Annotated in this window: 4 protein-coding genes; 3 read left to right on the forward strand and 1 reads right to left on the reverse strand. The window is 62.5% G+C overall.

Annotated elements, in window-relative coordinates; all coding sequences use genetic code 11:
• Positions 1 to 618 precede the first annotated feature (618 nt).
• Positions 619 to 882 carry a hypothetical protein gene (locus tag CAFEA_RS00245; RefSeq protein ID WP_143313360.1) on the reverse strand — a complete coding sequence of 88 codons (264 nt, stop codon included), beginning with the start codon at positions 880 to 882 and terminating at the stop codon, positions 619 to 621.
• Between CAFEA_RS00245 and CAFEA_RS00255 the strand changes: the two genes are divergently transcribed.
• The 3 genes from CAFEA_RS00255 (at position 856) to CAFEA_RS00265 (ending at position 12,663) form a co-directional block, all read left to right on the forward strand.
• Positions 856 to 9,945, forward strand: coding sequence for a DUF6923 family protein (locus CAFEA_RS00255; protein ID WP_394326891.1), 9,090 nt, complete (start codon positions 856 to 858; stop codon positions 9,943 to 9,945). The two genes, CAFEA_RS00245 and CAFEA_RS00255, sit on opposite strands and share 27 nt — an antisense overlap.
• Positions 9,946 to 10,316: 371 nt before the next feature.
• On the forward strand, positions 10,317 to 10,868 hold the full coding sequence (locus tag CAFEA_RS00260) for an LURP-one-related family protein (RefSeq protein ID WP_063938653.1): 552 nt from the start codon (positions 10,317 to 10,319) through the stop codon (positions 10,866 to 10,868).
• Positions 10,869 to 11,370: 502 nt separating this feature from the next.
• Positions 11,371 to 12,663 (forward strand): hypothetical protein, encoded by a 1,293-nt coding sequence (locus tag CAFEA_RS00265; protein ID WP_063938654.1) that lies wholly within the window; start codon positions 11,371 to 11,373, stop codon positions 12,661 to 12,663.
• Positions 12,664 to 12,724 lie beyond the last annotated feature (61 nt).

Below are 12,724 nucleotides of genomic sequence, written 5' to 3' on the forward strand. Positions count from 1 at the left end.
TTAGAGTGCGTACTGATAGCTGGATACTTGTGACTGATCGTTAAAAGAAATCAGGAGAGAACTTTGAATAAAGCAAGAAAACTTTCGTCATCTGCGCGAGTTCGCCGGAAGGGGATCGCGTGTGCATCTGCCGTCTCCTTAGCACTTGCTGGTGCAATAGTTGTGCCCGCCGTCCCCGGTGGTTTTCAGGTGAGCAGCGCCAACGCTCAAACGGCGCCGCAATATGATTTTGTTCGTGTCTTTAATCAGACAAAAGGCGACGCAAACGACTGGCACGCTCAGATCCATTTTAACCGTCCTGGAACGGTCACCTCTGCTCGCGTTATTTTCGAGCCTGAGGATGGAACGACTTCTGAGCCAGGTACGGAGGGGAGCCTACCCGCCACCGGTACTTACCAGGTAGTTAAAACAACGGGATCGGGGCCCGAAGTCCTCGGCACCGTGACTGGTGTGGTGAAAGAATCCACGTGGAAGGGACTTTCCGTATACGAGCTAGCGGTCGATTTCACCAGCAATCCGAATATTGGAAGCATAAACATTTCCGGAGAGTCGGATTTCATCGACATCGTGGCCGTAGACCAAGCCGGAAACTACCCGATCGCAGGCGGAACCGGAAATTCAAAGAATACTGATGCTTATCTGAACGACTACAGGTCCGACAACCTGAATATTGGCGGCGAGCCGAACGGTGGCCGGGACCTGCTTAAGACCGAGGAAGATAAGACAAAGTGCGTCATTGACGTGACCCGTCGAAATGTCGGCGTTAGCACCTGGATTGCAGAAAGCTATTACGACGGCGGTGACGGATCCAACCCGCAAGGTAAACCGCGCAATGCCCAGCGTAACTACACCGTTTTGCAGTACCGAGTAGATGGCGTTCAAGGTGCCGAAGCGTTCGAGCCTATTGGTTACACCGACTGGGTCTACAACGCTCTGGCTTACAATCCAGCAGATGGATACCTGTACGCAATTTCGCAGAATAGGCCTCTAGACGGAAACAGCGCCTACGACAGAAAGAAGCAGCAGGATGGTTCCAGACCGCAGGGCCACCTTCTTCGAATTAGCCCAAATACCGGTGATGTCGCCGATCTTGGTCGAATCGCGCCGATTGGGCCAAACTACGACGGGGATGTTTCGGGTGGCATGACCAATGGCACCTTCGACCTGGACGGCAACCTGATCTTCGCTAACAATTCCGCTTCCGGTTCCGGAGATGTTTACAAGATCACGTTCAGCGGTGGCAGTGCGACGGAGTTGTCTGAGCCGGCGCATGATGTTGACTCTCAGACCATTACCGCATCATACGAGCCGCACGGTGTGTTGCGAAGCGCAAACGACTGGGCGTACTACGGGTTTGATAACCAGTCATACATCTGGTCTCTGAACTCCGAGAATGGTCAACGTTACCTCAATCGAACCAACGTTAACGATTCAAACGATGTGAAGCGGATTGACGTCACAAACATTAAGACGCCCACAGGGCAGCGCCTCCCGGATGCCGTCTACGGCAACGCATGGACTTATGCGAACGGCAACCTTGGCTTCAGTGCGAACAATGTAAATGGGGCGGGTTACGCATTCCAGCTCGCCCTGGATGATGCGTTTGGCAGCAACCCCAGGGTCGGTCTTGTATCGGTAGAGACCGTCCCTGTGTCCATCAATAACGATGCGACCTCAAATGCTTTCACGGTGGCTGAGTATGAAAAGGCCGGTGTTGATCTCGGCGTCGAGAAGACTCTCGAAATGGTAGACGGGCAGCCAAAATGGACGATTAAGGTCACCAATAAGTCTGACTGTGCTTCGTCTGGATTCACAGTTCGAGACCTCATCTCGGGTGATCTCTCGAACGTGACGGTTTCCACCGACGACCCTGCCTGGAGTCAAAGCACCACCGACGGAGGCACTCTCAACTGGGTACACGGTCCTCTCGAGGCTGAACAGACCACATCCTTGGTCGTCGAAGCCGATGTCGCTGATGGAAAATGCGCGATCAACAAGGTTTCCGTAATCGGCAATGAGCCTGACCCGGTCTCCGAAAACGATGTCGCTGCCGCTGGCGACTGCGATCCTGCGCTGTCTATCAAGAAGTACATCAATGGCAAGGATGCGCAAGATCCTGACCGAGCTAACTGGCCAGAAATCTTTCCCGGTGAAACGGCAAGCATCGAGTATGTGGTTGAAAACACCGGCAGCGGCATAGTCAGTGATATCTCACTGAAAGATATCGTCGACCGAGGCGAGAACTCGTCGGATATCCAGGCGCTCATCGACGCCGAGTTGGAAGGCGTTGCTCCTTTCACTCTCGAGGGTAAGCAGAAAGAATCCATTTCGATTGAAATCACGGTGCCGGAAGGCATCGGCGCTGACTCGTACGAGCACCGAAATGAGGCGACGGCGGAAGGTGCCTTTGACCCCAATAATCAGGATTTCCCCACGTTTGATGGTGGCGATCCCGAGGTTGGTTTCGACGCGTTCCCGCAGACTATCCCGGCAAGCAGAGTCACGTCGAACCCGGATGAGGCGAACGCTTACTTCCGTCCGGCACCGCCGGTAGTAGTCGACCCGGAGTTCGCCATAGAGAAGTTCCGTGTTGAGGCCGGCGCCATCAACCTGGCGCCGAAGGGCGATGGAGACTATGCGTTCAGTACTGAGTACATCATCCGCGTTCGCAACACCTCTGAAGTGGATGGCGCGTTCCCAGAGGTTAGCGATGTTCCGGTTGTAGGCGACGGTTTCACCGTTGATGCCGTAACGGTTGATGCGGCCGAGGTTGAACCCAACGAAGACGGTGAGTATCTCATCTCCGGTGGCGAAGATCTCGCGGCGGGCGCAGTGAAGGACTACCGCGTCACCGTTTCCGGCACCGTTGCAGGTGACGCTGCGAACAACCTGCCGGAGGCCGTTGGCCAGTGCGACGCTGATGGTCAGGATCCGGCACAGAACACGGGCCTGGTCAACGAAGTAACGATGGAGGGCGACTCGGATGGTGCGGAGAACAACGTCGTTTGCACGCCGGTAGAGCTGCGTCGTCTCAATATTGAGAAGCGCATTGATGGCCGTGAAGAGGCCGTCGTAAAGCCTGGCGAAAAGATGGAGCTGTGGTACCGCGTTCGCAACACCGGTAACACCACGCTGACCGGCATCAAGATCGCCGATCAGATCAAGGAAGACGACGACGAGCTGCAGGAGCAGATCAACGACGAGCTCGCCAACGTGGTCTTCGATCTGGATCCGGGTGCTGTCCACGATGTCAGGATCGAGGTAGACACTCCTAAGGGTGCGCACGAGAACGAGGCGCAGGCGATCGTTCCGCCGACAACGATTCCGGGTACCACTGGTCCGGAAACCACGATTCCGGAGCGCGAGATCCCGGGCACCACGGTGTCCACCACGGCGAAGGCGAACAGCCCGAAGCTGGAGATCAAGAAGTACATCAACGGCTTCGATGACGCTGCTGATGTGGTGCCGGGTGAAGACATGGAGATCCTCTACCGTGTCAGCAACACTGGTCAGATGCGCGTGGACGACATCAAGATTGTCGATGAGGTCACCGAGGGCGCCGAGAAGGATGAGCTGCAGAAGCAGATCAACGCAGAGCTCGAGGACTTGCCGGCATTCTCACTTGAGCCGGGTAACTACCACGACATCCGCATCACGGTGAAGGCCCCCGCCGGCGGTCACCACAACGTTGCAAACGTGTCAGTGCCGCCAACTACGATCCCGGGCTCTGAGATCCCGGGCACCACGAACCCGCACACCACCGTCCCTGGCACCAGCGTCCCGTCCAAGGTGGTTACCGTGACCGCCCCGCCGGATGATGCACGGTCGAACTCGCCGAAGCTGGACATCAAGAAGGTCATCAACGGCTACGACGACGGTGACGTTGTTAAGCCGGGCGACGAGGTGACCATCACCTACATCGTCGCCAACACCGGCACCACCCCGGTCAAGGGCGTGACCATCGCCGATGAGGTCACCGAGGCGAAGGACGTCAACGAATGGGATAAGGCGATCAAGGCGCAGCTTGACAACGTTGACGCCTTTGACCTCGCTGCAGGCGAGGTCAAAGAGGTTGCGATCAACCTGACCGCGACTGAGGGCTACCACGTCAACGTGGCGCGTCCGGTTGTTCCGCCGGTCACGGTGCCGCCTGTGACCATTCCGGAGACCACGATCCCCGGCACGACCAACGCCGTGACCACGATTCCGGGCACGACCGTGCCGTCGAGCACCCGTCCGAGCCGTGTGATCACTCCGACCACCACCCCGTCCGATGACGCACGCTCCGACGAGCTGGGTATCGCGATTGAGAAGGACATCTTCAGCGAGGCCACGGGCGAGTACGTTCCGGCTGACAACCCGGAGGATCCGGCTGATGCCGCTATCGTTGCCGGCGGCGGCAAGATGAAGATCCGCTACAAGCTGACCAACACCGGTTCCGTGAACCTGACAGTCACGAACATCTTGGACGAGGTCACTGAGTACGAGGGCGGAGATACCACGGCGCTTACCGGAGAGATCAAGGAGCAGATCGAGGCCCACTTCGCGGCGCTCCCCGATGGCATCGTCCTGGAGCCGGGCGAAGACAAGGCCCAGTACATCGAGATTGAGGTCAACTCGCCGACGGGTCGCCACGTCAACGTGGCGCGCCCGGAGGTCCCCGCGCTGACAACCACCCGTACGGTAGTCAACCCGGTGCCGGGCAGCACTGTCCCGCCGTCAGAGGAAAACGGCACGACCGTTCCAGGAACGACCATCCCGCCGTCATTTAAGACGGAGACCACGGTCGTTGAGACTGCACCGGTCACCCCGTCGAATACCGCGCACGCGACGCCGACCTCCTCCACGACTCCGGTTGTTCCGGAGCCTGTGAAGCCGCAGTTCTCGGTGGAGAAGCTCGGCAACCAGTCCGGCATCGAACTGAAGCGCAACAAGGATGGCCAGTACGGCTACTCCGCCGAGTACACCATCCGCGTGCGCAATACCGGCTCGATCGCTGGTAAGCACGCCGACATCTTTGACGTGCCGGTGCGTGGCGTCGGCTTCGACATCACCACCGTCACCGTCGACGGCACCGAGGTCAAGCCGGAAAACAGCCGTTACCTCATCAGTAAGGAAGCTGAGCTCGCCGTCGGTGAGTACAAGGACTTCCAGGTCGTGGTCAACGGCACCGTCTCCGATCAGGCCGCGAACGCGCTGCCGACTGCTGTCGGCCAGTGCGACGCCGTCACCACGCAGAACCCGGGCGCTGGCGCCGGTCTGGTCAACACCGTCGAGATGGGCGGCGACTCCGACGGCCCGGACAACAACATTGTGTGTGAGCCGGTTGAGCTGCGCCGTCTGAACATTGAGAAGCGCATCGATGGCCGCGAGTCCGCTCCGGTTACCCCGGGCGAGAAGATGGAGATCTGGTACCGCGTCCGCAACACGGGCAACGTCACGCTGTCCGGCATCACGCTGGCGGACCAGATTAAGGAAGACAACCCGGACCTCCAGAAGGAGATCGACGACGAGATCGCCAAGATCGAGGCCTTCGACCTCGAGCCGGGCGAAGTCAAGGACATCACGTTCCCGGTCACCGCGTACGCCGGCGAGCACGAGAACGAAGTGCGCGCTGAGGTGCCGGAGACCACCGTGCCGGGCACGACCCGTCCGGAGACCTCCATCCCGGAGACCACCGTCCCGCCGGTGACCGTCCCGGGTACCACCAACTCGGAGACCACGGTTCCGGAGACCACGATTCCGGGCTCGACCATCCCGGCGACGACCATCCCGGGCACCACGATTCCGGATCGTTCGGTCCCGCCGACCACGGTCACCGCGACGGCGCACGCGAACTCGCCGAAGCTGGAGATCAAGAAGTACATCAACGGCTACGACGAGGGCACACAGGTTGCGCCGGGCGAGGACATGGAGATCCTCTACCGCGTGGCCAATACGGGTTCCGTGCGTATCGACGGCATCCGCCTCGACGACGAGGTCACCGAGGCCGCCGACGAGCAGGTGTCCAAGGCGCTGCAGCGCGACATCAACTCCGCGCTGAAGAACAAGGAAGCGTTCTCGCTTGAGCCGGGTCAGGTCCACGAGGTTCGCATCACGGTGCCGGCGCCGGCGGGCGGTCACGTGAACGTCGCAAAGCCGATCGTTCCGCCGGTGACTGTGCCGGGCACCACGATTCCGGGCACGACGAACCCGAACACCACGGTGCCGGGCACGACGGTGCCGTCGACGGTGGTCACCGTGACCACCCCGTCGGATGATGCCCGCTCGGATTCGCCGACGCTGGACATCAAGAAGTACATCAACAACATCGACGACGGCGACATCGTCACCCCGGGCGATGACATGGTGATCACCTACCGTGTGTTCAACAACGGCAACGTCGACGCCAAGGGTGTCACCATCGCCGATGAGGTCACTGAGGGCTCCGAGGCAACCAAGGCGGACCTGACCGACCAGATCACAACGGAGCTGGACAAGATCGAGCCGTTCGACGTTCCGGCCGGCGGCTCCCACGACGTGGAGATCACGGTCAAGGCGCCGGAAGGCGGCCACGTGAACGTGGCGAAGCCGGTGGTTCCGCCGGTGACGGTGCCTGCGACCACCATCCCGGGTACGACGAACCCGCGCACCACGATTCCGGAGACCACGGTCCCGGAGCGCGTGGTCACGCAGACGACCACCCCGTCCGACGACGCCCGCTCCGATTCGCTGAAGCTGGAGATCCTCAAGGACATCTTCAGCCTGGAGGACAACGAGTGGCACGCCGCCGACACCGAGGACGACGCGGCGGTTGTGGACGCGAACGGCAAGATGCGCGTGCGCTACACGGTGACCAACACCGGCTCCGTCACGCTCAGCGGCATCGACATTGTCGATAACGTCACCCGCCTGGACGAGGGCGACCAGCAGGCGCTCACCGACGCGCTCAACGGCGCGCTCGAGGCTGAGGGCCGCGGCTTCACCCTGAAGCCGGGCGAGAAGAAGGTCGTCGAGATTACTGTCGACGCACCGAAGGGCTACCACGTCAACGAGGCCATCGCGACGGCCCCGGCGGTGTCCACCACCCAGACGCAGGTCTCCTCGGTTCCGGGCACCACCGACGCAACGACGACGGTGCCGGGCTCGCTGACCACCACCGTGGTCACCACCGAGAAGACGCCGAACGTGCCGACGAACACCGCACAGGCAACGCCGACCACCTCGGCAACCACCCCGGTGCCGCCGCCGGTCACGACGACTGCGCCGGCGCCTGAGCGGCCGCAGTTTGCCGTCGAGAAGCTTGGCGCCCGTGCGGGCAACGTCGCGCTGACCCGCAACGAGGAAGGCAGCTACGACTACTCCAACGAGTACGTCATCCGCGTGCGCAACTCCGGCCTGGTCGACGGCGAACACGCCACCATCTGGGATGTGCCGCTGCGCGGCGCTGGCTTCACGGTCACCGAGGTGGCCGTCGAGGGCGAGGCCGTGGCAGTGGAGAACGGCCGCTACAAGGTCGCCGACGCTGCAGAGCTGCCGGCCGGCCAGTACAAGGACTACCTGGTCACGGTCACCGGCACGCTGGCTGAGGCCGCGGCGGACAACCTGCCGGAGGCTGTCGGCCAGTGCACCGCCGAGGGCGCGAACCCGGGTGCGGATTCCGGCCTGGTCAACGTGGCCAACATGAACGGCGACTCGGACGGCCCGGGCAACAACGTTGTCTGCACGCCGGTTGAGCTGCGCCGCCTGAACATTGAAAAGCGCATCAACGGCCGCGAAGACGCCTCCGTCACTCCGGGCGAGAAGATGGAGATCTGGTACCGCGTTACCAACACCGGCAACGTGGAACTGAACGACATCGCACTCGCGGACCAGATCCGCGAGGACAACCCGGAGCTGCAGGAGGAGATCAACGCGGAGCTGGCCGAGAAGGCCAAGCCGTTCAACCTCGCGCCGGGTGCCTTCCAGGACATCCGCATCGAGGTCACGGCGCCGGAGGGCGAGCACGTCAACGAGGCTCGCGCCGAGGTGCCGGAGACCCCGGTTCCGGGCACCACCCGCCCGGGCACCACGATTCCGGGCACGACCGGCCCGTCCACCACGGTGCCGCCGGTGACCATCCCGGAGAGCACCATCCCGGGCACCACTGAGCCGGGCACGACGGTGTCCACCACCGCGCGTGCGAACTCGCCGCAGCTTGAGGTGAAGAAGTTCATCAACGGCCGCGACGAGCACGCCCTGGTCAACGCCGGCGAGGACATGGAGATCACTTACCGCGTGACCAACAATGGCACCCTGCCTATCGACGGCATTCGCCTCACCGACGAGGTGAAGGAGGACAACGCCGAGCTGCAGCAGGCCATCGACGCCCAGCTGGGCAAGGTCGCTCCGTTCGCGCTCGAGCCGGGCGAGTCCGCTGGTGTGACCGTGACGGTGAAGGCCCCGGCCGGCCGCCACGACAACGAGGTCAACGTCGAGGTGCCGCCGGTGACCATCCCGGCCACCACGATCCCGGGCACGACGAACCCGCACACGACTGTGCCGGAGACCGTGGTTCCGTCGACAGTGGTGACCGTGACCGCGCCGCCGGACGACGCCGCCTCCGACTCCCCGCAGCTGGAGATCCTCAAGGAGATCCGCGCCGCGGGCGAGGGCGACGACGCTTGGCGCGACGCCGAGGAAGAGTGGGACGCGCTGCCGATCGGCGAGGGCGAGACGATGGAGCTGCGCTACACGGTGCGCAACACCGGCTCGGTCGCGCTCGAGGGCGTGGATGTTGTGGACAACGTCACCCGCCTGGACGAGGGCGACGCCGACGAGTTCACCGCGCTGATCAACGACGAGCTGGAGAAGGCAGGCCGCGGGCTTGCCCTCGAACCGGGCGAGGAGAAGGTCATCGTCATTGAGGTCTCCGCACCGGCCGGCTACCACGTCAACCAGGCGATCGCGACCGCGCCGCCGGTCACCGCCACCGAGACCGTGGTGTCCTCGGTGCCGGGCACGACCAATGAGACGACGACGGTTCCGGGCAGCTTTGTCACCGAGACCACGGTGGTGGAGCGCACCCCGAACACGCCGACGAACAAGGCGCAGTCGACCCCGACCACGGGTGTGGCACCGTGCGACTGCGAGATCAAGACCACCACGATCACCCCGGCACCGGTGACCACCACCGTGTCCGGCGAGGTCACCACGGTCACGCCGGACCCGGTCACCTCCGAGGTCACCGTGACCACCACCCCGGCGCCGGTTGTCACCACCGTTGAGGGCCCGGCTGTCACGGAGACGCTGCCGCAGACCACGGTTACCGAGGTGCCGACGACACTGGTCACGACCAAGGCGTCGGTGGACGAGGGCACCGACATCCTCGGCCGCTGTGTCGCCAACGCGGTGCGCTCGCCGATCCTGTACATGGTGCCGCTGCTGCTGGCGGGCCAGGTGCTTGGTGAGGTCGCAGGCCCGTACGTCAACGCGGTGAACGAGCAGTTCAACCGCATGTCCGCGGAGATCCAGGAGGAGATCCGCCGCAAGACGCCGAACTTCGGTTCCGGCCGCCGCGGCCAGGAGAACGAGCAGGTCGCCGAGCTGCGTGCGAAGGCCGAGGCCGCGAACCGCATGCTGCAGGAGCTGGCAATGCGTCCGGACGTGCAGAAGTACGGCCAGTGGGCAGCCATCGCCGCAGGCGTGGTTGTCGCGGGCTCCGTCCTCTACGACTGGTGCTCCAACGAGGCCGGCGAGGCGTTCACCGCCATCGGCCCGAAGAAGTCGACCTCCATCGATGAGGTGCGCGTGGGCGGTTCCTCCCTCGGGGGCGACCGCGTGACGACGGTCGTCCCGCCCGTCACCAACACCCCCGGCCGCGACGAAACCGGCGAGGACGCTGGTGAGGCCGCAGGCGAGGCTGGCTCCGCTGAGGGCTCCTCTGACGGATCCTCCGCGGGTTCCTCGGAGGGCAGCTCGAACTAGCACCCTTCTGAGCTAGGCGCGTACAACCCCGGCAGGCTGGACTACCCAGCCCGCCGGGTTTTTCCACTGCGCGCGGTAGAATCATCGATGAGCGGGTGACCTTCTTTCCGAAGTTCGCCCCGTTGCCGAGACGCTGTCGTCGCGAATACCAGCCCTAGGGCTGAAGCATCGTGCGGGAGCGTCTCACCTTTTGAAGACTCGACTGGCGGGCGTCGGGACATACCCCGAGTAATAAACCCCTATTAAGGCCCAAAATTGGCCATACTAGGGAGGGCTTACTAGGGGTTTGTGGAGATGGGGGCAGGGAAGGAAAAACCAGCCGCCCAAACCACACCCGCCCACAACCAGCCACGCGTCGTTAGGGTGGGGGCGTGTTTAGGCAACGTGAGATCGTCGTAAGGCAAACGAAGGCCCTGGGCCGCGACACGTTCGCGATCGAGGGCCCAGGCGGGGAGCTGCTGGGCACGGCCAGGCAGACGCTGAAGATGAGCGACCTGGTCAAGGCGTCGCGCGGGGTGGAGGTCTTCGACGCGGCCGGCGCGCACGTGCTGAGCATCGAGGACCCGGTGAACTTCATCCGCGACAAGTACGTCGTGCACCAGGTCAACCCGCCGCTGGAGCTCGCGCGGCTGACGCAGCGCTTCGCCTGGATCGGCGCGAAGTTCGACGTGGAGGTCGCCGGCTTCCCCAGCGTGGAAATCACGGGCCAGGCGTTCCAGCTGAATTACACGCTGACCAGCCAGGACCGTCCGCTCGCGACCGTGGACGCGGAGTATTCCGGCATGGGGCGGATGCTGATGGGCAAGTCCAACTACCGCGTGCGCATCGAGCCCGACCTGGACGAACGCCAGCACGCGGCGGTGATTGGCATCGCGTTGGCCATCGATATGCGCCGCGCCAAGATGCGCAGAAACTCGGGTTAGAGGGGGCTTTTTGCTTTGCGACGGTGCCCTGCCGCCGCAACGGGGGTAAAAAACGGGGGTAGTAGGGTTTTCCGGATTGCTGAACAATCCGCGGATCTTTGAACAATCCAGGGGGTTTCTGGGGTTCCTGAGAGACAACCCGTCGAAACTAAGAACACATGAATTGTGTAGTCAATCAGAATATGCAGGTAAACGGGAAATCGGCCTATACCATCCAGGAATACACCTTAAGGTGCATAAAATGCAGCTGTGGTGGATTGTTCAACCATCTGGCACTGCGCGCGGTTTGATCGTTGAACAATGCCGGCGAAACCGGGAAATCGCCACCCGGATTGCTGAACAATCCGCAGGCCACAACGGGTGGAAACGTTGAACAATCCGGAAGGAATGTTCAACGATTCAACGGTTTCTTCAGGCTTTCCCCGAGCGTTTTACCAGCGCATATTCGGTGCATAAACTCATGGATGTAACAAAGAGAAAAACGCACCAAGGAGTCACCGAGATGCGAGCAGCATTCCGAAACACCATCGCCGCAGCAGTTGCCGCCGCCATCGCGGTTTCCGGCGCGAACGTCGCACACGCCGCCGACGAGGTTCAACTGGCACCAGTGCGCACCAACACTGCAACGCTGACCGACTCCGATAAAGACGGCCTGCCCGACATCTGGGAAGAAGAAGGCGTCGTGTTAGCCGACGGCACGGAAATCCCGCTGCCGGACTGGGGTGCGGACCCTAAGCGTCCGGATGTCTTCCTCCAGCTGAACTGGATGGCCTCCGAATACGACACCCTCGGCTGCGACAGCAACGCTGCCCGCGAGTGCGCAAACGCCAACCGCACCTCCTACGCCCCGTCGACGCAGAGCCTGGATGATCTCGTGGACCTGTTTGAGACCCACGGCATTACCCTGCACATCGACGCCGGCGAGCACTACACCAACATCGCCAACTACACCGAGCGCTTCGGCGGCGAGAGCCTGGACTACCGCGACGTGTACTTCGATCCGAGCCAGCACGAGGCATTCCAGCTCATCGACACCATCAACGAGCTCGGCGAGCGCGCGAACATCTTCCGCCCCGGCGTTCTCGGTGACCGGATGCGTGCAGACTCCAACGCCACGGGCCTGTCGCTGGTGGGCGATAACTCCTTCTACATCGCAAACCCCGGCGGGCGCGCGAACGAGGAGCAGGTGCGCAACTCCATCCTCCACGAGTTCGGCCACACCCTGGGGCTGCGCCACTGGGGCGCCGCCAAGTACGTTAAGGACTTCGCCGAAGGCTCGCCGATGCAGGACGGCTACCACTCGGTGATGAACTACAACCACCAGTTCAACTACTTCAACTACTCCGAGCATGCCTACTTCGCCAACACCCCGCAGGGAAGGGTGCTTATCCCGGCCGACTGGGACTCCCTGGTGCTCAACAGCCCGCGCATCGGCGCCTACGCCGAATCCATCGGCGCCCGCGCAGACATCGCCGAGGTCGAGGTCGAAGCAATCGAGCAACCCGAGGAAATCGTCGAGACCACCCAGCCCGAAGCTGTCGAGGTCGCCGAAGAACACCCCATGGTCGCACTCGCCCCGGCCGAGGAAATCAACGACGAGCCAGGTGAAGTCCCCGCCGAGCAGCCCAAGGCAGAAGCCCAGGCCAAGGTCGAAGACGTCAAGCCCGCCAAGGCCGCCAAGGCTGAGGCCCCGCAGCAGGCCGACAACCAGGTCAACATCGCAGCCATCATCGGCGGCGTCAGCGCAGCCCTGGCAGCCCTCGGCATCGGCGCAGCATTCCTCGCAATGCGCTAAGAGCCACAAATACACAGAGTGCGTCCCGCAACCGGGGCGCACTCTTTTGCGCGCGGTACCA

Origin of the sequence: Corynebacterium afermentans subsp. afermentans, from assembly GCF_030408355.1 — a bacterium.
GTDB lineage: Bacteria > Actinomycetota > Actinomycetes > Mycobacteriales > Mycobacteriaceae > Corynebacterium > Corynebacterium afermentans.